We start from the raw sequence: 24,263 nt of genomic DNA, 5'->3' as shown, positions 1-24,263 counted from the left end.
ACCGGCATCATGACCAGGACACCCACCGGCCTGCCGACGATGCAGGAGACCACGTACGACATCGGCGGCATGAAGATCTTCGCCAAGGAGACCGGAGACGGCCCGCCCGTCCTGCTGCTGCACGGCGGCGGCCCAGGAGCCTCAGGCGTCTCCAACTACGCCCGCAACATCGCGGAGCTGGCCAAGGAATCCCGGGTCATCGTGCCCGACCTGCCCGGCTACGGACGCAGCACCAAGGGCGTCGACGGCACCGACCCCTTCGGATACCTGGCCGAAGGCATCCGTGGACTGCTCGACGAACTCGGCCTGGATAAAGCCCACTTGGTGGGCAACTCCTACGGCGGCGCCTGCGCCCTGCGCCTGGCCCTGGACACACCCGACCGGGTCGAGCGCATGGTCCTCATGGGCCCCGGCGGCATCGGCACCACCCGCGCCCTGCCCACCCCCGGCCTCAACAGCCTGCTGAACTACTACACCGGTGACGGGCCCTCGCGCTCGAAGCTGGAGAAGTTCATTCGCAACTATCTCGTCTTCAACGCCGCCGACGTGCCGGACGCCGTGATCGACGAGCGCTACCAGGCCAGCATCGACCCCGAGGTGATCGCCGCTCCGCCGCTGCGTCGGCCTTCGGGACCCCATGCCCTGCGGACCCTGCGGAAGATGGACTTCACCCGGGATGCGCGCCTGTCCCGGCTGCCCGTGCCCACGCTGGTGCTGTGGGGAGCACAGGACAAGGTCAACCGGCCGTCCGGCGGCCGGATGCTGGCCGAGCGCATGCCCAACTGCGACCTGTACCTGGTCGCCAACACCGGCCACTGGGTTCAGTTCGAGCGCGCCGAACTGTTCAACCGGCTGTGCGCCGACTTCCTGGCAGGCCGCCGATGAGCACCGCAGCGACCAACGGCGCCTCCGTCTTCGGAGCCGTCCACCTCGGCTACATCGTCATCGAGACCAACCGCTTCACCGACTGGCAGCGCTTCGGCACCGACGCCATCGGCATGCACCACGACGCCCTCTCCCGTGACCTGATGCGCTTCCGGCTCGACGACCAGGAGTGCCGATTCCTGCTGCGGCGCGGACCCGCGGAGGACGTCGTCGCCACCGGCTGGCACATCGACGACCACACCGCCTTCGAACAGATCGAGGCCCGCATCCGCGCCCACGGCGTCCCCCTCACCGCCGGCACCGACGAGGAGGCAAAGCTGCGCGGCGTCGAACGCCTGCTGCGCTTCCCCGGCCCCAAGGGCATCACCCAGGAGATCTACACCACCCCGGTGACCTCTGCCGAGCCGCTGCGCATGCTCGCCTCCGGCTTCGTCACCGGGGACTCGGGCATGGGACACATCGCGCTGACCTCGACGAAGCCCACACAGATCCGCAGCTACTTCAACACGGTCTTCGACGCCCGCCTGACCGACTACATCGACGAGACCATCAGCGGAGTCAAACTCAAGATCCGCTTCCTGCGCGTCAACGAACGCCACCACTCCGTCGCCATCGCCACCACCCGCGGCCTGCCCATCGACCCGATCCGCACCCGCGTCCAGCACCTCAACATCCAGGCCGCGAACCTCGACGACGTCGCCCAGAGCTACCAGCGCGTGCACGAACTCGGATTCGACATGGCCCTGTCCGTCGGCCAGCACACCAACGACCGTGAACTCTCCTACTACGCACGGACCCCCTCTGGCTTCGAGTGGGAAGTGGGCTGGAACCCCATCGTCGTCGACGAGACCACCTGGGAACCCACCACCCACCAGGGCATCAGCGTCTGGGGGCACCTCCCTGTCGGCCAGACCATTGTCGACAAACTCAACCAGTTCCGCCTCGGTGCCCGCTCCCTGGCCCGCTCCGAGGACACCGTGCCCGCGCTCAGCGGTGCGGGCATCGCGGACGACTGACCCGGGTACGGTCACTTCACCACCACCGGGGTGACCGTACCCGCCAATCTCCACGGCAGGGCGGGGAACCGCGCCGTCCGCCTCTCCCGCCCGGTCGAGCATTCGTCGCATCGCTGCTTCAGCGAGGGCTCAGCACCGCAGCCCGATCATGGGCAGGCCTCGCGGCCGATCTCGGGCACCTTTGGTCGCGAGTGCCCGCGCCTTTCCATGTTGCGCCGTTCGTCCCCCGGCACACCTCCACCTTCCTGCCCCAAGGCACAAGGAACGGTGATGCCGGAGACCCCAGTGGGCGTCACCCATCTCACAAGAGGACCAACTCATGTCCGTCCCTCCCCGTCGGTCCGGAAACGAACCGACCGACGATCACCCCCTGGACGCCGACGCCGGGCCCCTGCACGAACTCCACCGCACGCACAGGCGTGCGCGTCGGCGATTCCTGGTGCTCAACGGAGCAGTCTTCCTGGTCACCGCGCTGCTTTCCGGCACGGCCGACGAGCTGTTCGCCGGCGGTCCGGGGAACGGAATGCCCTTGGGCGCCCCGCTGGGCGCTCTGCAGCTGACGGTGCTGCTGCTGACCTCCTGGTGGTACGACCGCGCACTCCGGCGCCACGCCGATCCACTCGCCGACCGGATACGACGCAGTGCCGAGCACCTCCCCCACGCGTCACAGCTGTACCCGGGCCCAGCAACAGGGAGACAGAGATGACCGAGCTGTCGCTTGCCACACAGTTCACGTCGGTCTCGGGCGGTTCCGACGATCGGGCCGTGGTGTTGACCGCCTTCATGGTGTTCGTCGTCCTGTCCCTGCTGTTGTGCGTTCTGGCCATGCCCGAGGGCGACACCACGGCCGACTTCTACACCGGCAGCCGGTCACTGACGCCGATGCAGAACGCGTTGGCGCTCACCGGGGACTACATATCGGCCGCCACACTCCTGGGCGTCTCCGGCCTGGTGGCCGTGGCCGGGTACGACGGCGTCTCGCTGGCGGTCAGCAGTTGTCTGGCCGTCGGCGTGTTCTTGGTGCTCGCCGGTCCGCTGCGCAACGCCGGCGGCTACACCCTGGGCGACGCCTTCGCGCTGCGTTCGCCGGGTTCCTCGTCCCGTATCGCAGCGGCCACGGCCACCCTGGCGGTCTGCCTGCCGTTCCTCGTCCTCCAGCTGGCCGGAGCCGGCAGCGCCACGGCACTGCTGCTCGGTGTCACCAGTCAAGGGGCCCAGCAGGTCTGCACCGTCTTCGTGGGATCGGTGATGATCTGCTACACGGTGCTCGGCGGCATGAGAGGGACGAGTCTGGTCCAGATCGTCAAGGTGGCCGTGGTCCTCACCACCATGCTGCTGCTCGCCCTCCTGGTCCTGCGGCGCTACGAGTTCGACCCGGGCGCTCTGCTGACAGCGGCCGAGCAGGGGAGCGGGCTTCGCGACCGCTACTTCGAGCCCGGTCACGCCCTGGGTGACAGCGGCGCCGGACGCCTCGACTTCCTGAGTCTGCAACTGTCCGTCGTCTTGGGCGGCGCGTGCATGCCGCACGTGCTGATGAGAATCAACTCGGCCGCCGACGGGGCCGCGGCCCGGCGCGCGACCCGCTACGCCGTGGCCGTCATGGCCGTCTTCTGCCTCTGTGTCGTCATCGCGGGACTTGGTGCCGTCGGTGTTGTGGGAGGTGAGAAACTCCGTGCCCTCGACAGCAGCGGCCAGACGGCCCTCATGCTTCTGGCCGGGAATCTGGAGGGGGGCACGTCGGGATTCCCGGGCAGCGTGATGTACACCGCCGTCGCGTGTTCCGTCTTCGTCACCGTACTGGCGGTGGTCGCCGGCCTCGTGCTGAGCGCCGCGGGCGCGCTGGCCCACGACCTGCACGCGCACGTGGTGCGCCGGGGGCACATGTCCGAGCATCGGGAGGTCCGTTCGGCCAGATGGGCCGTGGCCGCCGTGGGCGGTCTCGGTATCTTCCTGGCGGTGATGGCCCAGGGGCGGAACCTTCAGTCCCTGACCCATCTGGCCCTCACCCTCGCCGCCTCCACGGTTCTTCCTGCCTGTCTGTACGGACTGTTCTGGAGCCGGTACAACCGGAGCGGTCTGCTGTGGACCGTGTACGGCGGCGTCATCTGCACCGCCGCCCTGTACGTCTGCTCCCTCTCCTTCTCCGGCACACCCGCCTCACTCTTGCCGGGACATGACTTCCACGTCGTCGGGCTGCAGTCCACCGCAGTGCTGGCGATCCCCGTGGGATTCCTTCTCGGATGGGCGGGCAGCGTTGCCGGGCGGCGTGCGCAGGGCGCCGAGGAAGCCGATGTCGAAGTCCGATGGCGTGAGCGGGTCCTCGTGGGAGCGCGAGAGGAATGACGTGCGCCGCGGCCCGGCGGTTCGACCGGGCCGCAGTGCACGCCGAGCTCAGGCCGGGCTGGCCCCGATCCTCGCGGCCAGCGCGGGAAACTGTGCCAGGGCGTTGGATCGTTCGACAGCCAGCCGCTCAGCAGGTGCGAACGTCTCGTCCAGTTGCGGTGCGGGGTCTCCGACTCCCGGGAACAGGGCGCTGGTGAAGGGCCAGTCGGTGGCGAAGAGGATGTGCTGGGTACCGGCCAGCTCCCGCACCGACTTCATGGTCTGGGGTGCCGGTGACAGGGCGGTGTCGTAGAAGAGCTTGCGGAAGTACGGGCTGCTGGCGTCCGCGCCGGTGGCGCCCACCTGCTGGGCGATCACCGGGGTGAGGGTCAGCAGGCTGGTGCGGTAGGAGATGTAGGGCAGGGTGCCGCCCGCGTGGGCGGCGAGCCACCGGATGCGCGGATACCGCTGATACACGCCCTTGTAGAGCATGTTGACCAGGGCGCGTGTGGTGTCGAACGTGAACTCGTACAGGAACGGCGGCAGTCCGAGGTCCGGATAGCTCTGCGGGGTCACCGGGTGGATGAACACCATGGCCCCCAGTTCGTCGAGCGCCTTCATCAGCGGCGCGAACACGGGATCGCCCAAGTACTTTCCTCCGTAGCTGCTGAAGATGCCCACTCCGTCCAGCTTCAGGTCGCTCACGGCACGCCTGGCCTCGGTGACGGCGAGGGCGACGTCCCGCTCGTCGAGGGCGCCGCTCAGAGGCAGGACGGCGAATCCGCCGAAGCGTCCCTTCAGAGGCGCGGACTTCGTGTGGACCAGGTGCCGGCTCGTGTAGGTGTTCAGACACTGTGCCATCGCGACCCGGTCCTCGGCGGAGGACAGGTAGGTGACTCCGGGCTCGGAGACGGACACCACCTGGGTCTGGATGCCGTAGCGGTCCATGAAGTCGACCGCGAGCGTCGGGCTCCACGCCGGGACCGGCACGCCCCCGATCGTGGTGACGCCGTGCGCCGCCAGGGACTCGCGGTAGAAGTCCGGGATCAGATGGCAGTGCACGTCGATACGGTCCCGGCCGCGGGGTGCCGGAGCGTCCGAGGACGCGCTGTCGACAGCGCTCGCCGGCACTGCGCCGAGCGCTGTCGCAGCGACTCCCAGCGGCAACGCCGCCTTGAGCAGACCGCGTCGTCTCATGCCGCGTGGGTCAACTTGTCCGGGAACAGCCATAGAACACCTCACCGAGGGAGCGAAGGGGGCGTAGGGCCGCTGGAAGGCCAGGCAGATGTCGGGCAGCCACAGGATTCGGCAGCGATATGCGCGCCGACATCTGGCCTCCTGTAGTGTTCACTACAGCGGCTGGAGTGATCGCTACGGTAAGAGTGGCGGGAGCGGGCGTCAATAAGCGCGGCAGGGGTGATTTATGGGTGCGCCTGTCCGTGTGGGTCAAATCCGCCGGGCGCGGGCAGGCTGCCCGGCGACGTCTCAGGAAGAGGCGCCGCGCGGCGTGCCGCTGCCCGCACGCAGCACACGGGACAGACCCAAGGCGGCCGTGCGCACGGCGGGCGCGAGCCGGGCGGGGTGGAACCGGGCGCGCGGCACGGCGACCGACAGCGCGCCCACCGCCGTCGGTCCGTCGAAGACCGGCGAAGCGATGCAGCTGACGCCGAGGGCGGCTTCCTGCTCCTCGTAGGCGAGGCCGGACACCTGGATCTGCTCGATGGCGGTGCGCAGTCGCGCCGCGTCGGTGACCGAGTGGGGTGTGAGGCGGGGCAGAGGTGCGGCCAGTACCTCGTCCACCAGCTCGGAGCCGGAGAAGGCCAGCAGCGCCTTGCCCACGCCGGTGCAGCTCAGGGGGAGCCGCCCGCCGATGCGGGAGGGCAGCGACAGGGCCTCGTGGCCGTGGATCCGCTCGATGTAGACCACGTCGTGTCCCTCCCGTACGCCGAGGTGCACGGTCTCGTGGGTGGCCTCGAAGAGGTCCTGGAGGAACGGCAGTGCCGCCTCTCGCAGATCGAGGCGGCGCGGCACCAGAGAGCCCAGCTCGAAGAGCTTGCCGCCGAGCCGGTAGGTCTCGCCGTCGCGTTCGAGCAGTCCGAGGCGTACCAGGTCGGCGCAGAGGCGGAACGCCGTCGTCTTGGCCAGCCCTGTACGGACGGCGATTTCTGTGAGACGGAACGCGCCGCCGTCCGGGCGGTAGCAGTCGAGGACGGCAGCCGCCTTGTCGAGCATGTTCCCCTGCGTGCTGTTCCGTGTCATGGAACATATTTTGCCCCTGCTCGACGCGCACGCCTATACCTGTCGTGGATCGACGGACGGCCGTCGCCGCCTCTCCGACAGCCCCCACGTCTCCCCGCCCCGGAGGTAACCCGCATGTCCGCTCCGCACCGCTGTACCAGTCCGCACCGGGGGCGACCGTGAGCGCCCGCGCATCCGCCGACGCCGTGACGAAGGCGGCGGACGTCCTGGAGGAGGCCGCCCGGACCGGCGTCCCGTGCGCCCCGGTGCGCTCGCTCCTGCCGGAGGGGGACCTCGATGCCGCGTATGCCGTGCAGCGCCTGCATGTGGAGCGCGGTGTCACCGCCGACCGACGGCTCGTGGGTCGCAAGATCGGCCTGACCTCGCCCGCCGTGCAGCGGCAACTCGGCGTCGGCCGACCGGACTTCGGGGCGCTGTTCGCCGACATGGCGGTGCCCGAGGGAGCGCCGATCGCCCCCGGACGGCTGCTCCAGCCGAAGGTCGAGGCGGAGGTCGCGCTGGTGCTGGGCGCGGACCTCCCGCACCGCGACCCGACCGTCGCCGACCTCCTGCGGGCCACGGCGTTCGTGCTGCCCGCGCTGGAGATCGTGGACAGCCGGATCGCCGACTGGGACATCACCATCGTCGACACCGTCGCCGACAACGCCTCCTGCGGTCTGTACGTCCTCGGCGGCACGCCCGTGCCCCTGGACCGGGTCGACCTGCGCGCCGTACGAATGACCTTGACGAAGAACGGCGAGACCGTCTCGCAGGGCACCGGCGCCGACTGTCTGGGCAGCCCGCTCACCGCCGCCCTCTGGCTCGCCGGCACTCTCGCCGATCTGGGCGACCCGCTGCGGGCCGGCGACATCGTCCTGACCGGTGCGCTTGGCCCGATGGCCGTCGCCGCCGAGGGTGACGAGTTCACCGCGCACATCGAAGGGCTCGGCACGGTCACGACCGTGTTCGCGTCCGCCCTCACGGAAGGAGCCGGAGCATGAGCACGAAGGTCGCCGTCATCGGGTCGGGCAACATCGGCACCGACCTGATGATCAAGATTCTGCGGCTCTCCGAGTCTCTGGAGATCGCCGCGATGGTCGGGATCGACCCGGACTCGGACGGCCTGGCGCGTGCCCGCCGCCTGAAGGTCGCCACCACCCACGAGGGCGTGGACGGTCTGGTGCAGCTGGAAGAGTTCGAGGACGTGGAGATCGTCTTCGACGCCACCTCCGCCGGTGCGCACCGCCGCCACGACGAGGTGCTGCGCTCGCTGGGGCGCACGGTCGTGGACCTGACGCCCGCCGCGTTGGGGCCGTACGTCGTCCCGCCGGTCAACGGCGGCGACCACCTCGACGCGCCGAACGTCAACATGGTCACCTGTGGCGGCCAGGCAACCATTCCGATTGTGGCCGCCGTCGCCGCCGTGACCCCGGTGCACTACGGCGAGATCGTCGCCTCGATCTCCTCGCGTTCGGCCGGGCCCGGTACGCGGGCCAACATCGACGAGTTCACCGAAACCACCGCTGCGGCCATCGAACAGGTCGGCGGCGCGGCCCGGGGCAAGGCGATCATCGTCCTGAACCCGGCCGAACCGCCGCTGATCATGCGGGACACCGTGCACTGCCTGGTCGGCGATTGCGACGAGGCCGCGGTGACCGCCTCGGTGGAGGAGATGGCCGCCCGCGTCCAGGCGTACGTGCCCGGCTACCGCCTCAAGCAGAAGGTGCAGTTCGAGCGCGTCGCCGGCGACGATCCCCTGCGCTCGCTGCTGCCTGCCGACGCGCGGTCCGCCGACGCCGCGAAGGTCTCGGTCTTCCTGGAGGTCGAGGGGGCCGCCCACTACCTGCCCGCCTACGCAGGCAACCTCGACATCATGACCTCGGCCGCCCTGCGCACCTCCGAGCGCATGGCCGCACACCGCTCCACGGAGGTGGTCTCCCGATGACCGCGCACCAGCCGCCCGCCCTGTACGTGCAGGACGTGACCTTGCGGGACGGCATGCACGCCGTACGCCACCGCTACACCGTCGAGCAGGCCCGCACCATCGCCACCGCCCTGGACGCCGCCGGGGTCGCCGCGATCGAGATCGCCCACGGCGACGGCCTGTCCGGATCCAGCATCACCTACGGCGTCGGCGCCCACACTGACTGGGAGTGGATCAGGGCCGTCTGCGACAGCGTCCGGCACGCGGTGCCCACCACGCTCCTCCTGCCCGGCATCGGCACCCTGCACGACCTGCGGCAGGCCCACGCGCTCGGCATCCGGTCGGTCCGCGTAGCCACACACTGCACCGAGGCCGACATCTCCGCCCAGCACATCGCCGCCGCCCGCGACCTGGGCATGGACGTCGCGGGCTTCCTGATGATGTCCCACATGGCCGACGCCGCCGAACTCGCCCGCCAGGCCAAGCTGATGGAGTCCTACGGCGCCCACTGCGTCTATGTCACCGACTCAGGCGGCCGGCTCACCATGGACGGCGTCCGTGACCGCGTCCGCGCCTACCGTGACGCCCTCGACCCGGCAACGGAGTTGGGCATCCACGCCCACCACAACCTCGGCCTGGGCGTCGCCAACTCCGTCGTCGCCGTCGAGAACGGCGTCACCCGGGTCGACGCCTCGCTCGCCGGCCAGGGCGCCGGGGCGGGCAACTGCCCGCTGGAGGCGTTCGTCGCGGTCGCCGACCTGATGGGCTGGGAGCACGGCTGCGACCTGTTCCCCCTGATGGACGCCGCCGACGACGTCGTACGTCCCCTGCAGGACCGCGAGGTCCGCGTCGACCGCGAGACCCTCACCCTCGGCTACGCGGGCGTGTACTCCAGCTTCCTACGCCACGCCGAGGCCGCCGCCCACCGGCACGGCCTCGACACCCGCGCGATCCTCGTCGAGGTCGGGCGACGCAAGATGGTCGGCGGTCAGGAAGACATGATCACCGACATTGCCCTCGACCTCGCGAAGGCCGACTCCGTCGGCTGACCGGGAATGATCGGCGCAGGAGCCCTGTGGCCGTCAACCGTCATGCTGATAGCTTCATCAAGTATGCGGCAACACATGTCAACCGTCCGCAGAACGTCATCAGTGCCGCCTGACCGATCCGACTGGACGGACCTCAGGGGGCAATGGAGGCGCTCTTCTTGTCCGGGTGTGCCGACAGGACATAGCGGGTGGCGGAGAGGTTGGACAGGCCGAAGAGCTCCATTAGCCGGACGGGGTCGGCGCTGTGACGTGCCTCGTCGACGATTCGGTCCACGCGCAGGCGGCCAGCCGGCAGGCCGACCCGCTGGAAGAGCAACTGGACCATGCCGGCGCTGATGGGCTGGCCGGAGTCGTCGACGGCAGTGTTGCGGGTGACGAAGAGGTGGGGGTTGGAGCTGTCGGGCCAGCGCCGGTGGCGCTGAAGTTCCCATGCTGTGGCCAGGCGCAGGGTGAAGGCGTCGAGGTAGATGACGTGGTCCATGCGTCCGGCCCGGCGCAGGCGCAGTTGGCCCTTGCTGCGGTCGAGGTCGGTTCGCCGAAGATGGGTGAGCTGTCCGGGTAAGAGGGCATAGATGGCGACGAGGGCGACCATGAGGCGGTCGCGCGGGTCGCCGAGGCGGTCCAGAAGACCGGCGACACGGTCGGAGGGCAGCGCGGTCGGCACGGGTCGCCTGCTGGTGAGGGAGATGCTACGGGCCGGGTCGCGGAAGACGAGGCGTTCGCGTTTGAGGGCCCTGAAGAAGGAGCGCAAGGCGGTGTGCAGGCGGCGGGCCTGGTCGCCGCGGAGCGGGTCCAGGGTGTCCTCGATGTGCTTCCTGGTGATCTCGCGGGGATCCGTGAACCCGTCTGCCATCCATGCTTCGAGCGTGCCCAGGATGGCGCCCACGTAGTTCTCAACGGTCTTGGGGCTGCGGGCCCGGCTGGGGGTGCTGCCCTGGCCGAGGAGAACGTCGATGAAGGTGTGCACCGCGGTGGAGAAGGCATGGCGGGCGATGGCGGTGGCGTGGTGCCGGGCGCGGACGATGCAGGGGTCGATGGGCGGTTGCGCGGTGAGCAGGCCGCGCTGGCGGAGGAAGTTGATGACGCGGGCGCCCTGGAGGTCGGCTCTCATGGAAGCCAGGGCCCGGATGTCGCTCTCATGGAGGGGAGTCGCGGCGCCGAGGTGCCCGGTCACTATGCGCAGGGTGCGGATGCTGCCGTTGAAGTAGTCGGTGTTCCATCCGCGGCCCCGCATGTAGGCGGTGAAGTCGGTGATCAGGTTCTCAGCGGCTGTGGTGAGGGCGGGCGGCATGCTGGTGTCCAGGCGGGCCCAGTCCCGGGGCGGGGCCGGGAAGAGTTCTGAGCTGTACCGAGATTTGTGGAGTCTCTGCTGCCAGGGTTACGGTCCTGGCGAAGGAGATCCACCAGCACCATGCCAGCACCCCGTAAATACCCCGATGAACTTCGCGAGCGAGCGGTCCGCGAGGTCCGCACCACCGGCCGCCCGATCGCGCACGTCGCGAAGGACCTGGGCATCCACAAGGAGGCCCTGCGCGGCTGGGTCCGCCAGGCCGAGGCCGACCATGGCCAACGCGACGACCGGCTCACTACCGCCGAGCACGACGAACTGAAGCAACTCCGCAAGGAGAACGCCGAGTTGAAGCGGGCCAACGAGATCCTCAAAGCCGCCTCGGTGTTTTTTGCCCAGGAGATCGACCGTCCCCGGACGAGGCCGAGCAGGTGATCGACCACCTGCGTGCGAACGGTCTCGGGGTCGATCCCGTCTGCCGGGTGCTGGAGCTGTCGCCGTCGACGTACTTCGCCCGCAAGAAGCGGCCGAAGTCGGCCCGCCGGCTCCGCGACGAACAGCTCATGCCAGTGATCGAGGACATCCACGCGGAATCGGGCGGCACTTATGGCGCGCGCCGGATCACGCGTGCTCTGCGGCGCAAGGGTGTCGAGGTGGCCCGCTGCACCGTCGAGCGGCTCATGGTCGAACTCGGCCTGGAGGGCGTGATCCGTGGCCGGCGGCGCCGCACCACGATCCCGGAGCCGTCAGCGCCCCGCCCGCCGGACCTGGTGGACCGCAACTTCACCGCGGCGCGGCCCGATCAGCTGTGGGTGGCTGACATGACGTATGTCCGCACGTGGTCGGGCTGGGCATATGTGGCGTTCGTGCTGGACGTGTACTCGCGGATGATCGTCGGCTGGCAGGTCGCCGACCACATGCGGACCGAACTGCCCCTGGACGCCCTGGAGATGGCGCTATGGCGCCGGAGAATCAAGAAAGACTCCGGCCTCATCCGCCTTGCGACCCGGCGTCCGAGTGATGGATCAACTCTCCTGGCTGAACGGGCTGTTGGTCGCGATCGCGTTGCCAGATGGCCATCTCCAGGGCGTCCAGGACGAAGACGGTCTCCTTCACGGTGGCCGCGGACCAGCCGACGATCCGGCGGGAGAAGGTGTCCACGACGAATGCGACATAGACGGTCGCGGACCAGGTCTTCACGTGGGTGAAGTCCGCCACCCAGCACCGGTTCGGAGCGGCGGCGACGAAGTCGCGGTCGACCAGATCGGGAGCCCGCCCGGCCTGTCCGCCGGGGATCGTGGTGATGGCGCGTTTGCCACGCACCGCGCCCTGGATGCCGAGCTCGCGCATCAGGCGCTCGACGGTGCAGCGGGCCACCGCATGTCCCTGCCGGTTCAGCTCGCGCCAGACCTTCCGGGCTCCGTAGACACGGTAGTTGGACGCATAGACCTCCTGGATCCTCTCCTTGAGCGCCTCGTCGCGCACGGAACGGGCGGAGGGCGTCTGGAGGCGTTTCTTGTGGGCGTAGTACGTGGAAGGGGCGATCTTGCAGTCGTGTGCGGTGAGCGTCCTGCAGATCGGCTCGACCCCGCCGAAGCGGTCCCGGTGCTCGTCGATGAACGCTACGAGCGCGTGTGTGGCCGGTCGAGCTCGGCCGCGAAGAAACTCGCCGCGGCCTTCAGAACCTCGTTGGCCCGCTTCAACTCGGCGTTTTCCTTCTTCAGCGCCTTGAGCTGGGCGGACTCCTCCGTCGTCGTCCCCGGACGCTGCCCCGCGTCGATCTCTTGCTGCTTCATCCAGTTCCGCAGCGTCTCGCGGGAGCCGATGCCGAGCTTGTCCGCGACCGCCTGCAGGGCGGCCGTCTCGTTCGGGTAGTCGTCGCGCACCTCGGCGACCATGCGCACCGCGCGACGGCGCAGCTCAAGCGAGTAACGGGAGGGTCGTGCCATGACTCAATCCTTTCACGGAATCGAGTCTCTACCTGACGCGGGGCGGTTCAGGCCCCTGCGTGATCTGCGCCGGCTACGGCCCCTTCCGACGGCTCGCCGCCCGCTTCCGCGCGGCTGGCGCTGGTTCTGAGCCATCCTGGAGCCGAACGGGTGAGAATGGTGGTTTACATAGCGAGTGGTGAGGCGATTTGCCTAGGCTGCCTCGGCATGAAGGGGCAGCTATCGGGGCTCGCCTCGCGGTGATGGGTGCGGGAGAACAACCGGTGAACCGTAAGGGCGGGTACGGCAAGTTGGTGCGGGACCGGATTCCGCAGATCATCCGCGAAAAGGGAGCCGAGCCAGTCACCTATGTCGCGAGCCCGGATGAGTACCGCAATCGCCTGCGGGACAAGCTCGGCGAGGAGGTCACCGAATTCCTGGCGGCCGACGATGCCAACGCGCCAGAGGAACTTGCGGACGTACTGGAGGTCCTGCACGCGCTCGCCGCAGTCCTCGGGGTCGACGCGGGGCAGCTGGAGAAGATCCGCGAGGCCAAGGCGAGTGAGCGCGGAGGCTTCGCGGACCGAATCGTTTGGACCGGCAACCGCTGACCGCGCGGCTCCCTCGGCCGTTACCGGCCACACCACGTCGTGCGTGACTGAGTACGTTCGCTGGTATGCGGCGTGCACCAGGCCGCAGGCGGCTGAAAATGTTCGCCGGTACGCCTTACGCCGTCGGCTTGGTCAGGACGGCATAGCAGACCCCGGGCAGCGGCAGCACTGGGGCGCCCTCGGCCAGCTGGAGCCCGGCCTGACGGGCGAGGGCGATGATCTCGCCGGGGCTGATGCCGCGTTGGAAGGTCCCCTTGGACTGGCTGGACCAGAATCCGTCGTGATGGATGCTCCAGCCGCCGTCCGCGGCGGCCTCGGTGATTTCCTCGGGTGAGCGGGTCACCACCACGACGTGCCCGCCGGGGCGGGCGAAGGACGCCGCGTCCTTCAGTGCCTGAATGCGTTGCCAGGGATCGGGCAGCACGTTGAGGACGAACATCGAAGTGACCAGGTCGAACCCCCTCCGCTCGGGCCGGGGCCAGCCGAAGTCGTCATGTGGGTCGAAGCCCTCCGCCTCCAGGCCCGTGGCACGGTAGTGGGCGACATCGGCGCCGCGGCCGCATCCGTGATCCAGGATGGTTCGGATGCCGAGCGGGCCGGTCAGGTGTTTGGTCACCGCCCGGGAGGCTGGGGAGGGCGCCTGGCGGCTCATCGCCGTCTTGTGGGGCTGGTACTCCCGCCTTGCCGGGGCGTCAGCCGGACGGTCGCCGGTCAGCTCGCTCAGCGCGAAGAGCACGTCGTCCGGCTCGGCCGCCTGCAGGGTCAGCGGCAGGTCGATCAGTAGCGCGGAGTGGTCGGTGAAGGCCGCCGGGCCGATTCGCACCGAGTCGTCCACGGTGATGGTGGTTGTCGCTGTCAGATGCTCGCTGAGCAGGGCGAGATCGCAGCGGAAGCGGCTGTGCCTGCCGTTGAAAACCCGCTCGAAGGTGAAGGCTGGCGCCTCCTCAGCGGTGGTGTCGACCAAGCCTGCTACCTGCGTCAGCTGGTGCAGAGCCGTGCGTTCGGCCTGGGTGGTGAAGTCGCTGGTCTCCTCGCCGAACAGGCCGTCCGCGGGGCGGGGGGCGAGGTTGAAGTCGCCGCAGGCGAGCAGCGGGCGTCCCTTCTCGGCGGTCACCATTTCGGTGAGTTCGGTCAGCTGGGCGGCCCGGGCGGCACTGCCATAGGCGTCGAGATGCACCTGAAGGACAATGAGCCAATCCAGTTCGACCCGCTGCACCCATGGGGCGGGCGAGGAGACGGTCGGTGGGGCAAGGTTCTCGTTGGCCCAGGCGGCCAGGTGCCCGTCCCCGCCGGCGAGCGTGAAGCCCGCCAGGGCTGGCGGCGTACGGTCGGCGGGCTTGAACGGTTCCTGCGCAAGCAGGATCTTCACGCCGTGCTCGCGCAGCCAGATGGCGAGGTTTGAGCGGGCGCCGGTGGCGCCGAGACGCTTGTTGAGGTTGACCGAGGCCAGCAGCACGAAGGTCCTCCAGAGCGGGGATTACAGGGGTAAGGGTTTGTTGGAGGCAGCCTCGTCGCGGAAGGCGTCCCACAGGATGTTCAGCGGGTGAGAGGCGTCGTACGTCTCGCGTTCCCCTTTGCGGGCGAAGACGCCGGAGACCAGTTGGAGCATGGGTGTGAAGTCGTCGGCGAAGTCGATGAGCCGGAAGCCCTCGCTGGTGGGCAGTCGCCCGTCGACGGCGGCCTGGCCGATGGAGCGGGCACACAGCATGCACCCGTAGGTCATGCGGGACCTCAGCAGGGCGAGTCCGTAGTAGATGTCGTCGATCTCGGCGGCGATCTGCAACTGTGAGCGGAAGTCGGGCCCGTACCAGCGCTCGACGAAGTCTGTGATCACCCCGCGTGAGGGGATCACCAGCGGCAGGCTCCGCAGCCGGTCGACACCGACGGTCTTGGCCGCGAGCTCGCGTACGGGCAGATTCGTCAGGAGGGCCAGGCCCTCACGATGCCACTCCAGGAAGTCGTATTCAGGGGCGACTTGCTCGACGGCGGCGTCGGCCGCGAGGCCGCCGCACAGCAGGTCGACCTGGTTGGAGTCCAGGCGTGTCCAAAAATCGCGGGTCCGCACATGTACGACCTTCAGTTCGACTTCCCGCTCCAGCAGTGTCGGGGCGACCCGCTCCCACACTCGTCCCAGGAAGCCGAGGGTGAATTCGGTGGTCCCCACGGTCAGCGTCGAGCCGAGCCGGCGGCGGGAATCAGCTATGCCCTGCAGCCAGTCGGCGAAGGTCGCCCGCGCCCGCTCGACGACCTCCAGTCCGGTCGGGGTGAACAGGAAGTCCTTGCCCCGGCCCTGCTTGACCACGAGCAACTCACCAGTCAGGGCCTGAAAGTTGCGGTTGAGGATGTCGAGTTGCTTCTGCACGCTGGACTGCTCGCGTCCCAGCATCTTCGCCGCGGCCAGCGCGGTCCCCGCCTCTCTCACGGTGATCAGGGTGCGCAGCTGGTCCCACGTCAGATCCAGAAGGTCTGGAGAACACGAGATCAGGTCGGCACGGAAGCCTTCCGGACCCGGCACCCTCAACGGTCCGGACGATAACGACGGCACCATGACGCCTCCTCCTGACGCGGCCTCACCCAGCTTGCACTGTCCGCACGGCCAGCAGAACTGAACTTCTCCGCATTTCACCCCGAGAAAACCTTTAAATGTCCGATCGGACATATGGATATCGCGGACTATCCCGGGGAACATTTCAGCAACCGCCTTCGATTCGAAAGGCGATGACCACAGCACTGTCTGAACCCCGGGGATGAGCCATGCTCTCAGCCGAGTCAATCACCTGCCTGATCACACAGAATGCTCTGGAATGGCCCGGCCAACTCCGCGGCGACGGACTGCTGTTGACGCTCGGCTCGCCGCTGCAACCGCTCACCGCGCCCAGCGCGCGGGTCATCGACCTGGCTGACCAGTCAAGCATCGACGGCCTCTACAGCGAGCCGGTCACCGACTGGACGAGCTACGAGATGATGCCCGGCGAGATGCTGCTGGGCGCGGTCGAACAGCCGCTGCGGCTCGGCCCCGGAGTGATGGGCGTGATCGGCGGACTGAGCCACTTGGCCCGTGTCGGCCTGGCCGTCCACGTCACCAGCCCGTTTGTTCTGCCCGGCTGGAATGGGCATCTGACGCTGGAGCTGGTCAACACCGGCCCCGCAGTCCTGCGTCTGCACCACGGCATGCCGCTGGGGCGCCTGCTCGTCTTCGCCGTGAACGGCCCCCACTCCAACAACGTCGCACCCCACCCCTTCTACGGCCACGAGTCCGACCTGAAGAGCCGATACGCCGACGAGTTTCCCGCCAATCCGAGTCAGAGGTGATCGTGATGGACTGCCAGTTCTGCACTGAGTTCACGGCACGCGAGAACACGCCCCGGATCATCACCGAGACCACCGGCGGCTGGGTGCTGCTGCCGACCATCGGCTCCCTCACTCCGGGCTACTGCCTATTCATGCCGCTTGAGCACCTGGACGCCGCCGCTGACGTCACCCCCGCCGCACTCGCCCGGGTCGCCGAGGAGACCGAACAGATGCGCACACTGATCCAGGCCCGCTATGGGCCGGTGATCCTGGCCGAACATGGCCCGCGTGACTGCGAGTTGGGTGCATCGTGCTGCAGCCACTGCCACCTGCACCTGATCCCCGTCCCCGACCCGGACGCGATCACCGCCGCCTACGAGAAGACCGGCGGCCCCGGCCGACGGCTCACCTCCGTGGCGGCCCTCCCGGAGGCCGCGGAGGGCTCCTACCTCTACCTCTCCCCGCGGCCCGGCGAGCACTACTACTGGCCTTCGGCCGGCTTCGCCCGGCAGTTCGTACGCCGGGTCTGCGCGGACCAGCTCGGCATCGGCGACTTCTACGACTGGCGGGATCACCCCTTCACCGCCCACCGCGAGCGCACCTTCGCCGAGTTGACCGCCGACGTGCGCCTTGCGGACGCCGCCTGAGCCAAGAGAAGGGGGGAACGCCGCGATGGCGATATCCCTGCCCCGCCCCTTACACGCGCTCACCGCCGCCGAGCTGGAAGCGGCGGCCAAGGACCGGCGCTGGCCGAAGTGGCAGACCATGGCCCTGCTGCACTCGCTGAAACTGCCTGTGCTCAACGCCTGCCTCATCCAGCCCGGAGACAGCGCAGGCACCGTTCGCACCGCCGCCCAGATTCTGGCAGCCGCCACCGGCACCGAGACGCTGATGATCCGCTCGGACGGCGGGGTGGAGAAGAAGCAGTACTACCGCGGCGGCAACACCTTCCCCATCAAGGAGATCGGGCCTCGGGCCACCGAGCTGCTGGCCGATAGGCGGGCGGTGATCCTCGCGGAGCCCACCAACCGCTTCACCAACCGGCTCACCATCCTGGTCCGCATGGACCGGCCCGGCCCCGGCCGCCCCGGTTCGCTGACCCTGGAGGCCCTCGGGCCCGGCTACGACGTCGCGGACCTGACCCGCGGGCACATCCCGCCCCAGGTCACCGCCCACCTCGACGACGTCGACTTCGCCCGCTACCAGCCGCCCCGCTGGCACGAGTGGAAGATCACCGGTGACCAGTGCCCCGGCGGCGAGGACGCCCGCCGCACCCGTCGCCTTGAGCGGCTTGCCTTCCAGACCCTCACGGACGGCGGTCACCTCGACGGCGAGAGCCGCGCCGAGCACGCCGAGAGCTGGCTGCGTCAACGCGGCTACCTGCATCTGTTCGGGCCGCAACCGACCCGAGAGGCCCTGGCCAAACGCGCCCGCCAGCTGTTCGAGGACACCTTCTTCCTCGCCCGATCCCAGCCGAACAGGAATTGGCGCTGCCTGGCCACCGCATTCTCCGTCTTCGAGGAACCCCGCACCGTCTACTGGGACCTGGTCGACGGCGGACGCAAGTACGCCGCGACGGCAACGGCCGCCGCCCGACACGAGGAGCGGGCCGCATGAACACCGCACCGATCTACCTCGACCATCAGGCCACCACCCCGCTCGACGAGCGCGTTCTGGAGGCGATGCTGCCGTTCTTCACCAGTGAGTACGGCAACCCCTCCAGCCCGCACGCCTACGGACGCACCGCCGCGAGGGCGATTCGCACCGCCCGCCAGCAGGTCGCCGACCTGGTCGGCGCCAAGAACGAGCTGGAGATCGTCTTCACCTCCGGCGCCACCGAGGCCAGCCACCTCGCGATCCTCGGCGCCGCCCTGGCCGCCCGCCCGCAGGGTGGGCACATCGTCACCACCGCGATCGAGCACAAGGCCGTCCTCGCCGCCTGCCAGCGGCTCGTCGACAATCACAGCTACACCCTCACCCGCGTCGGCGTCGACCGGCACGGCCGCGCCCACCCCGCCGACATCGCCGCCGCCCTCACCCCGGACACCATGCTGGTCTCCGTGATGCACGCCAACAACGAGATCGGCACCCTGCAACGGCTCGCGGCCATCGCGGAGATCACCGCCCCGCGCGGCATCATCCTGCACACCGACGCCGCCCAGAGCGCCGGCTGCGGACTCCTCAACGTCGCCGAACTCGGCGTCGACCTCGCGTCCCTGTCTGCCCACAAACTCCACGGCCCCAAAGGCATCGGCGCCCTCTACATCCGCGGCGGCCTCCGCATCACCGCACAGCAGACCGGCGGCGGACAAGAACGCGGCCTGCGGGCCGGCACTCCCAACGTCCCCGCGATCGTCGGCTTCGGCGCCGCCGCCCACCTCATCACCACCGACGCCACCCCGCCCCCGACCCGCATCCGAGCCCTGCGTGACCGGCTCCAAGACTGTCTCTTGACCGCGATCCCCGGCGCCACCATCAACGGCCACCCGCACCAGCGGCTGCCCGGGAACCTCAGCCTCACCCTCCCCGGCATCGAAGCCACCGACCTCCTTGACCGACTCCCCTGCATCGCCGCATCCACCGGCTCCGCCTGCAACACCGGAAGCAGCGAACCCTCCCACGTCCTCACCGCGATCGGACTCACCCGCAGCCAGGCCCGCGCCACCCTCCGGCTCAGCATCGGCCGCACCACCACCGATACCGACATCGACCAAGCCGCCGACCTCATCACCCGCACCGCACACACACTGAGCCCGGCGTCCGCCAACGCGGCCTGACACGAGGGGCTCAGGGCCGTGCTCGGCCCCGACCACTATCTGGCCATCGCGGGGACCTCGAACCTCGCGGCACAACTGCGCCAGGACGCACCCGAGGAAGCCCGGCAGCTTCACGACGAAGCCGAACGGCGGGCGCGGGCGAGCAAGGAACTGGGCGGCGAACACCCCATGACCCGGTCGGTCACGGCGTGGCGCCCCATCGACGCGGACATCGAGCCACCGGTCACCTGACCACGGGCTCGGCGCGTGATATGCGATAACGGCCTCTGACCTGGGCGGGCGTTCCGCGTGGTCAGGGGCCGCGCACTTCGCACGCACACCAGCGAGGCTGCCCACTCGGGCCGCGGCTGCGGCGAGGCCATCGCGATCACCTGGTCCGAAGCCGACCTGGACCAAAAGCTGATCGAAGTCACCCAGCAGATCGACGCCGTCTCCTACGAGCCGTACAGCGAGTGGATCGAGACCGGCCGGGTCTTCGCCACCGAAGAGGCTGGCTCGGCGTCGTCAGCGCGGTCCGGTTGTTCGTCGCGCCCTCCTCCGCGCTGGCCGTGAGCGGCCTCCACCTCGCGCTGGCAGCTGTCGGCGCGGTGGTGGGGGTGCTCGCGTTCCTGTTGATCCGCAGTGGGTGAGGGCGGCGCTCCGGTGCGCACATGAAGCCGGCCGTCTCGGTCCGGCTGCTGCTGATGGGTGCCTTCCCCGGGCGATGTGTCCTGCCGTACGTCGTCGCACAGGCCGCCGGTTGGCTGGCGGGCACGGGGCTGGCCGCGTTGGTGTGGGGTGCGCCCGCGAGCGACGCTCCTGCCGACTACGCCGTCGTACAGCCGGGTCCGGGCTGGGGCACGCCGTCCGTCGTGGTCACGGAGGTCGACTGCCTGCTCCTGCTCACCCTGGTGATCGGGTTCTTTCTGGCCAATCCGACGTACAACGCGTGGCTGCCCGGCGTCCTGGCGGTACTGACCGCCGCGATCGTCGCGATCCTCGGTCCGCGCAGCGGGGGTTCGACCAACCCGGCCCGGCAGTTCGGGCCCGCGCTGCTGTCGGGCAACCACCACTACCTGGTCTTCTACCTGCTGGCACCGGTCGTGGGCGCGGTCTTCGGCGCGGCGGCCCACCGCGAACTGGTTCGCCGTACCCGGCTGCGCCGACCACGCACCTACCGGCTCTGTCCCTCGGCCGCGGAAACAGCCGAGGCCGCGTGATCCCCTTCGGCCGCGTCGTGCCGACGGCGATCAGTCGTCGAGGCAGGCCCGGATCATGCGATCGAGGCGGCGTCGGATCTCCCTGTCCTCCTCCGCCGAGACCTCGGCCTGCTGCCCTCCGACGAGGGCTCCGGTGCCGAAGAGACCGAATCCCATGATCAGTGACTCAAGCAGGCTGATCTTGATGTCGATATCGGCTTCACCCGCGAGAAGGCGGCGGAGGGGCTCACGGACCCGTTTCTCCAGCTCGCGCCGGAGAAGGACCCCGTCGTCCAGGTCGATGGACCGCACCAGGGCCAGCGCGGAACTGCTCGCCTCGGCATCCTGCCAGAAGTCCACGATCCCCTCGGCGAGGGTCTCACGTGTGTCCGCCTCTCCCCACTCCCGCCATTCGAAGCCCGTGCGGACCTGGCTCGCCACCAGTTCGAACAGGGCGCGTTTGGAGACGAAGTACCGGTTGACCAGAGCCGGCGTGACACCGGCGTCGTCAGCGATGTCCTGAAGGGTCACATGGGCGAAGCCGCGCTCAGCGAAACGCCGTGAGGCGGCGCGCAGGATTCCGTCGCGTGTCGCCGCGGAGTCCTTGACGCGTTGTGGGTCGCGCCCCGTGGAACGAGTCGTACGCGTAGCCCGCTTCCTGTCCTGCGCATCCGCCTCGCCCATGTCGACGAGTCTGCCACAGCGGTGATCGCCGTTCGGGCGGGAGCCGAGGGCCCGCTTCGCGTCCGGCATACCTACGCTCGGAGGGGAAGCGTCTGCCGCGCCGCCCCGCGTGACAGCGCACGCAGGTCGGTCGACGGATCGGCGAGCACATCGGCCAAGACCGGTGCCCCCGATTCGACAAGGGCTCTCGCGGCTCGCACCGCCTTCCCCTCGTCGAGTCCGGCCACGGCCACGGCTCGGTCCTCCCGCAGCCAGAACGCGAGGAAGCGCTCCGGAGTGACCCCCTCCCGCAGGACGACCCGGTCCTGCGGCCCGGCTCTGCCGAACATCTGGAGCGACTTGCCGTACTGGTCGCTCCAGAAGTAGGGGACGGCCGTGTTCACGGTCGGTGTTCCCGCCATGGAGGCGCCCACGGCGGCTCCATGGCGCATTGCCACGTCCCAGTGTTCGATCCGGGCGCGGGAGCCGACGGCGGGATGGATGTGGCTCGCCACATCACCGGCCGACCAGAGCCAGGGATGGTCGGTCCGTCCGTGGAGGTCGACCACGACACCGTTCTCACAGGTGACCCCCACTTCTTGGGCGATACGGTCGTCGGCGGCCACGCCGATCCCCACGATCACCGCGGCCGCGGGGAGGCGCCGGCCGTCGGTGAGAACGACCTCCTCCACGGATCCGGAGCCGCGGAAACGTCGTACGCCCTGCCCTGTGAGGACATGGACACCGTGCTCCTGGTGCAGCCGGGTCATGAGCCGGGCGACCGAGGGGCCCAACGGGCCGTGGAGCGGCAGGTGTCCGGCCTCCACGACCGTCACCTCGATCCCCATGGTCCGCGCCACCGCTGCGGCCTCCAGTCCGATGAAGCCGCCGCCAACCACAACCAGCGGGCCGCCCCGCTCCAGGCTCGTGAAGACACGACGGGCGTCGTCCGCCGTGCGCAGACTGTGCACGTCGGCCAGGCCTTCGCCCGGGACACCCAGACGGCGGCAGAAGGCACCCGTGGTGAGCAGTACCCGGTCGGCGGGCAGGTCGTCCCCACCGTCGAGCACGACCCTGTGCCGGTCGTCGTCCAAGCGACGGACCCGGGCACCGAGGACGAGATCGATGTCGTGTCCGGCGTAATGGCCATCGGGAAGGATGGGGCGGACGGCCTTCTCTGGGTCCGCCTCCTTGGAGAGGGCCGGCCGCTCGTACGGAAGCTGCCGCTGAGCGTCGACCAGGGTGATGCTGCCGTCGAAACCGTTCTCGCGCATGGCCACGGCGGCCGACACCCCGGCGATGCTCGCACCGACGATCACATGGTGGGTCCTGGGCATGGTGGTCACGGCTCCGTCGGCCTGCGGGGAATGCCGAAGCTGCTGACGTCGATGACCGTGCCGGTGACGGTGGAGGACTCCTCGCGTGCGGCGAGGAGCACGTACGGCCCTACGTAGTCCTCGGGGCGGACGTCGAGGTGCAGGGCGGTGGTGCTCTTGACGAACTCCCTGATGGGGAAGGCGTCCTCGATGGAGGTGGCGTTCAGGCCCATCGAGGTCGGCCCCCTCAGGTCCGTGGCCATGCCGCCGGGGGCGACCGCGTTCACGCGGACCTCCGGGGCCAGTTCGTAGGCGAGTTGCCGGACCAGACCCACTCCGGCGTGCTTGGAGGCCACGTACAGGGGGCCGCCGCCGGCGGGGTAGAAGGCGGCGTTCGACAGGGTGCAGATGACGGATCCCCGGGACGTCGTCAGGGCGGGCAGCGCCGCCTTCGCGCCGAGCACGAGTGCCTTCACGTTGACCGCGAACAGCTCGTCGAAGCCGGCTTGGAGCTCATCCGGATCGCTGTCGGCCAGTGACCGCCCGAAGTCCCACAGACCCGCGTTGGCCACGAAGGTGTCCAGTCGTCCGCGCCGGGCGACGGCGGTCTCGCAGGCGCGGGCGTTGTCGGCGTAGGAGGTGACGTCGCCGGTGAGGGTGGTCACCCGCTCCCCCAGGTCCGCGCTGAGTTTGGCGAGCTTGGCTTCCGAGCGGTCGAGGGCGACGACGTGCGCGCCCTCGGCGGTGAACCGGTCGGTGATGGCGCGTCCGAGGCCGGAACCGGCGCCGGTGACGACCGCGCAGGTGTCGTCGAGCCGTCCCATGGTCATGTCTCCTTGATGAGGTAGTCGGTGGGGAGGGCCACGAAGACGACGCCGTCCACACAGGAGACGGGGTGCGTGGCCACGGGCCGGTAGGCCGGGGGCGAGAGGGCTTTGCCGGTGCGGAGGTCGAACTTGGCCATGTGCAGCGAGCATTCGACGACGCATCCCTCGACCCAGCCGTCCGCGAGGGAGTAGGTCTCGTGCGTGCAGGTGTCGTCGATGCAGAAGATTTCGCCCTCGGCCGCGAAGACGGAGGTCACGGGCACGGTGGTGAGCTTGAGCCCTTCGTCCTCGGGCAGATCGGCCACCGCGCACGCGCGTGTCCACTGCCGGCCCGGCAGTTCGGTCAGGGTGGGGGGAAGTGCGTTCTGGTACATGGCGCTCACAGGAAGATGCTGAGGCTGGGAGCGAGGAGGGTGGTCTGCTCCAGGACGATCTTGCGCGAGGCGATGTGGTACGGGTAGCCGGTCGCCGCGGCGTCGGTGGGGCGCAGGACGTCGAAGCGTTCCCCGACGAACCAGTCCTGGTGGCGTTCGAGGCGGCTGCGGTAGACATAGAAGTTGGCCGTGACGTCCAGTTCGTCGGAGTCCGCCCGGCGGGTGACGCGCACGTTGGTGATGAGCCGGCGGGTGCGGGACGGAGGCTCCTCGGACCAGGAGATGCCGGAGGTGTAGCGGCGGACGCGGCCACGGAGGTAGTAAAGAGTGTCGTCGATGAGGGCGCTCTCGTCCTCGTCGGCGATCTCGCGGTGCCGTTCGCGGTTGGTGCGGGTCATCCGGGTGGGCGCCCAGTAGTGGACGTCCTCCGTGAAGAGCTCGATCCAGTCGGTGTAGCGCTGCTGGTCGAGCAGTTCGGCCTCGGCGTAGAGGAACTGCTCGACGTCGTGCTGTGTCTGCACGTCGATGCTGCGGAACGACGAGGTGGCGGGTTCTACGCGGTCGATGGTCGTCATG

28 protein-coding genes and 1 pseudogene are annotated in these 24,263 nt (G+C 69.3%); 17 read left to right on the top strand and 12 right to left on the bottom strand.

Annotated features, from left to right (window positions below):
• Positions 1 to 9: 9 nt before the first annotated feature.
• The 4 genes from ABZT17_RS09705 (at position 10) to ABZT17_RS09690 (ending at position 4,244) form a co-directional block, all read left to right on the top strand.
• Positions 10 to 885, top strand: a complete 876-nt coding sequence (locus ABZT17_RS09705) for an alpha/beta hydrolase (protein ID WP_356345979.1) — start codon at positions 10 to 12, stop codon at positions 883 to 885.
• Positions 882 to 1,901 carry a VOC family protein gene (locus ABZT17_RS09700; RefSeq protein ID WP_356345976.1) on the top strand — a complete coding sequence of 340 codons (1,020 nt, stop codon included), beginning with the start codon at positions 882 to 884 and terminating at the stop codon, positions 1,899 to 1,901. The genes ABZT17_RS09705 and ABZT17_RS09700 overlap by 4 nt, the downstream gene beginning before the upstream one ends.
• 319 nt (positions 1,902 to 2,220) lie before the next feature.
• Entirely contained in the window at positions 2,221 to 2,607 is a 387-nt protein-coding gene (locus ABZT17_RS09695; protein ID WP_356345974.1) for a DUF485 domain-containing protein, read from the top strand.
• Positions 2,604 to 4,244 carry a cation acetate symporter gene (locus tag ABZT17_RS09690; protein WP_356345971.1) on the top strand — a complete coding sequence of 547 codons (1,641 nt, stop codon included), beginning with the start codon at positions 2,604 to 2,606 and terminating at the stop codon, positions 4,242 to 4,244. The genes ABZT17_RS09695 and ABZT17_RS09690 overlap by 4 nt, the downstream gene beginning before the upstream one ends.
• Positions 4,245 to 4,292: 48 nt before the next feature.
• Here ABZT17_RS09690 and ABZT17_RS09685 read toward each other — a convergent pair whose 3' ends face one another.
• Both ABZT17_RS09685 and ABZT17_RS09680 read right to left on the bottom strand, forming a co-directional pair.
• A complete protein-coding gene (locus ABZT17_RS09685; RefSeq protein ID WP_356345968.1) occupies positions 4,293 to 5,420 on the bottom strand; it encodes an amidohydrolase family protein in 1,128 nt (375 codons plus the stop codon).
• A 288-nt stretch (positions 5,421 to 5,708) separates the two neighbouring features.
• A complete protein-coding gene (locus ABZT17_RS09680; RefSeq protein ID WP_356346210.1) occupies positions 5,709 to 6,455 on the bottom strand; it encodes an IclR family transcriptional regulator in 747 nt (248 codons plus the stop codon).
• Between the two features lie 185 nt (positions 6,456 to 6,640).
• Here ABZT17_RS09680 and mhpD point away from each other — a divergent pair, with 185 nt between their 5' ends.
• From mhpD to dmpG, 3 genes are read left to right on the top strand one after another with little or no spacing between them, the layout of a single operon-like run.
• Positions 6,641 to 7,462 carry a 2-keto-4-pentenoate hydratase gene (gene mhpD / locus ABZT17_RS09675; RefSeq protein WP_356345965.1) on the top strand — a complete coding sequence of 274 codons (822 nt, stop codon included), beginning with the start codon at positions 6,641 to 6,643 and terminating at the stop codon, positions 7,460 to 7,462.
• Positions 7,459 to 8,406 (top strand): acetaldehyde dehydrogenase (acetylating), encoded by a 948-nt coding sequence (locus ABZT17_RS09670; protein ID WP_356345963.1) that lies wholly within the window; start codon positions 7,459 to 7,461, stop codon positions 8,404 to 8,406. The genes mhpD and ABZT17_RS09670 overlap by 4 nt, the downstream gene beginning before the upstream one ends.
• Positions 8,403 to 9,434, top strand: a complete 1,032-nt coding sequence (gene dmpG / locus ABZT17_RS09665; RefSeq protein ID WP_356345960.1) for a 4-hydroxy-2-oxovalerate aldolase — start codon at positions 8,403 to 8,405, stop codon at positions 9,432 to 9,434. The genes ABZT17_RS09670 and dmpG overlap by 4 nt, the downstream gene beginning before the upstream one ends.
• Before the next feature lie 133 nt (positions 9,435 to 9,567).
• On the opposite strand, the gene ABZT17_RS09660 is transcribed toward dmpG, so the two are convergent.
• Positions 9,568 to 10,725: a site-specific integrase gene (locus ABZT17_RS09660; RefSeq protein ID WP_356345957.1), complete on the bottom strand. Its 1,158-nt coding sequence runs from the start codon at positions 10,723 to 10,725 to the stop codon at positions 9,568 to 9,570.
• 120 nt (positions 10,726 to 10,845) lie between these two features.
• Between ABZT17_RS09660 and ABZT17_RS09655 the strand changes: the two genes are divergently transcribed.
• Together ABZT17_RS09655 and ABZT17_RS09650 are read left to right on the top strand one after the other, a co-directional pair.
• The gene (locus ABZT17_RS09655; protein ID WP_356345954.1) at positions 10,846 to 11,157 is read left to right on the top strand and encodes a transposase; all 312 of its coding nucleotides are present in this window, start codon (positions 10,846 to 10,848) and stop codon (positions 11,155 to 11,157) included.
• A pseudogene (locus ABZT17_RS09650) lies at positions 11,154 to 11,687 on the top strand (IS3 family transposase); the annotation flags it as partial. The gene ABZT17_RS09655 and the pseudogene ABZT17_RS09650, both read left to right, overlap by 4 nt.
• A 25-nt stretch (positions 11,688 to 11,712) precedes the next feature.
• Here ABZT17_RS09650 and ABZT17_RS09645 read toward each other — a convergent pair.
• Positions 11,713 to 12,339 (bottom strand): IS3 family transposase, encoded by a 627-nt coding sequence (locus tag ABZT17_RS09645; RefSeq protein WP_356346207.1) that lies wholly within the window; start codon positions 12,337 to 12,339, stop codon positions 11,713 to 11,715.
• 5 nt (positions 12,340 to 12,344) lie between these two features.
• Positions 12,345 to 12,671 (bottom strand): transposase, encoded by a 327-nt coding sequence (locus ABZT17_RS09640; protein ID WP_356345951.1) that lies wholly within the window; start codon positions 12,669 to 12,671, stop codon positions 12,345 to 12,347.
• A 263-nt stretch (positions 12,672 to 12,934) separates the two neighbouring features.
• Here ABZT17_RS09640 and ABZT17_RS09635 point away from each other — a divergent pair, with 263 nt between their 5' ends.
• Positions 12,935 to 13,261 carry a nucleoside triphosphate pyrophosphohydrolase gene (locus ABZT17_RS09635; protein WP_356345948.1) on the top strand — a complete coding sequence of 109 codons (327 nt, stop codon included), beginning with the start codon at positions 12,935 to 12,937 and terminating at the stop codon, positions 13,259 to 13,261.
• A gap of 115 nt (positions 13,262 to 13,376) precedes the next feature.
• Here the strand turns inward: ABZT17_RS09635 and ABZT17_RS09630 are convergent, their stop codons facing one another.
• Entirely contained in the window at positions 13,377 to 14,717 is a 1,341-nt protein-coding gene (locus ABZT17_RS09630; RefSeq protein ID WP_356345945.1) for a methyltransferase domain-containing protein, read from the bottom strand.
• A gap of 21 nt (positions 14,718 to 14,738) precedes the next feature.
• Complete coding sequence (locus tag ABZT17_RS09625) at positions 14,739 to 15,683, bottom strand: LysR family transcriptional regulator (protein ID WP_356345942.1); 945 nt, start codon at positions 15,681 to 15,683, stop codon at positions 14,739 to 14,741.
• A 332-nt stretch (positions 15,684 to 16,015) separates the two neighbouring features.
• Here ABZT17_RS09625 and ABZT17_RS09620 point away from each other — a divergent pair, with 332 nt between their 5' ends.
• From ABZT17_RS09620 to ABZT17_RS09590, 7 genes are all read left to right on the top strand, one after another.
• Complete coding sequence (locus ABZT17_RS09620; RefSeq protein ID WP_356345939.1) at positions 16,016 to 16,573, top strand: hypothetical protein; 558 nt, start codon at positions 16,016 to 16,018, stop codon at positions 16,571 to 16,573.
• Between the two features lie 5 nt (positions 16,574 to 16,578).
• Entirely contained in the window at positions 16,579 to 17,199 is a 621-nt protein-coding gene (locus ABZT17_RS09615) for a hypothetical protein (RefSeq protein ID WP_356345937.1), read from the top strand.
• Between the two features lie 25 nt (positions 17,200 to 17,224).
• A complete protein-coding gene (locus ABZT17_RS09610) occupies positions 17,225 to 18,169 on the top strand; it encodes a hypothetical protein (protein ID WP_356345934.1) in 945 nt (314 codons plus the stop codon).
• Entirely contained in the window at positions 18,166 to 19,329 is a 1,164-nt protein-coding gene (locus ABZT17_RS09605; protein WP_356345931.1) for a cysteine desulfurase family protein, read from the top strand. The genes ABZT17_RS09610 and ABZT17_RS09605 overlap by 4 nt, the downstream gene beginning before the upstream one ends.
• 18 nt (positions 19,330 to 19,347) lie before the next feature.
• Positions 19,348 to 19,560 carry a hypothetical protein gene (locus ABZT17_RS09600; protein ID WP_356345928.1) on the top strand — a complete coding sequence of 71 codons (213 nt, stop codon included), beginning with the start codon at positions 19,348 to 19,350 and terminating at the stop codon, positions 19,558 to 19,560.
• A gap of 57 nt (positions 19,561 to 19,617) precedes the next feature.
• A complete protein-coding gene (locus tag ABZT17_RS09595) occupies positions 19,618 to 19,881 on the top strand; it encodes a hypothetical protein (protein ID WP_356345925.1) in 264 nt (87 codons plus the stop codon).
• A gap of 98 nt (positions 19,882 to 19,979) precedes the next feature.
• On the top strand, positions 19,980 to 20,528 hold the full coding sequence (locus tag ABZT17_RS09590; protein ID WP_356345923.1) for an aquaporin: 549 nt from the start codon (positions 19,980 to 19,982) through the stop codon (positions 20,526 to 20,528).
• A 30-nt stretch (positions 20,529 to 20,558) separates the two neighbouring features.
• On the opposite strand, the gene ABZT17_RS09585 is transcribed toward ABZT17_RS09590, so the two are convergent.
• The 5 genes from ABZT17_RS09585 to ABZT17_RS09565 form a co-directional block, all read right to left on the bottom strand.
• Entirely contained in the window at positions 20,559 to 21,191 is a 633-nt protein-coding gene (locus ABZT17_RS09585) for a TetR family transcriptional regulator (RefSeq protein WP_356345921.1), read from the bottom strand.
• Positions 21,192 to 21,262: 71 nt separating this feature from the next.
• Complete coding sequence (locus tag ABZT17_RS09580; RefSeq protein WP_356345919.1) at positions 21,263 to 22,507, bottom strand: FAD-dependent oxidoreductase; 1,245 nt, start codon at positions 22,505 to 22,507, stop codon at positions 21,263 to 21,265.
• Between the two features lie 5 nt (positions 22,508 to 22,512).
• Entirely contained in the window at positions 22,513 to 23,316 is an 804-nt protein-coding gene (gene hcaB / locus ABZT17_RS09575) for a 3-(cis-5,6-dihydroxycyclohexa-1,3-dien-1-yl)propanoate dehydrogenase (protein WP_356345916.1), read from the bottom strand.
• Positions 23,313 to 23,687: a bifunctional 3-phenylpropionate/cinnamic acid dioxygenase ferredoxin subunit gene (locus ABZT17_RS09570; RefSeq protein WP_356345913.1), complete on the bottom strand. Its 375-nt coding sequence runs from the start codon at positions 23,685 to 23,687 to the stop codon at positions 23,313 to 23,315. Before ABZT17_RS09570 ends, hcaB begins: the two co-directional genes overlap by 4 nt.
• A 5-nt stretch (positions 23,688 to 23,692) precedes the next feature.
• On the bottom strand, positions 23,693 to 24,262 hold the full coding sequence (locus ABZT17_RS09565; protein WP_356345911.1) for an aromatic-ring-hydroxylating dioxygenase subunit beta: 570 nt from the start codon (positions 24,260 to 24,262) through the stop codon (positions 23,693 to 23,695).
• Between the last annotated feature and the right edge of the window lies 1 nt (position 24,263).

The organism is Streptomyces sp. NPDC005648 (genome assembly GCF_040605395.1).
Lineage (GTDB): Bacteria > Actinomycetota > Actinomycetes > Streptomycetales > Streptomycetaceae > Streptomyces.
The sequence above is the reverse complement of the archived record's forward strand: the minus strand, read 5'-3'. Positions and strand labels throughout refer to the sequence as shown.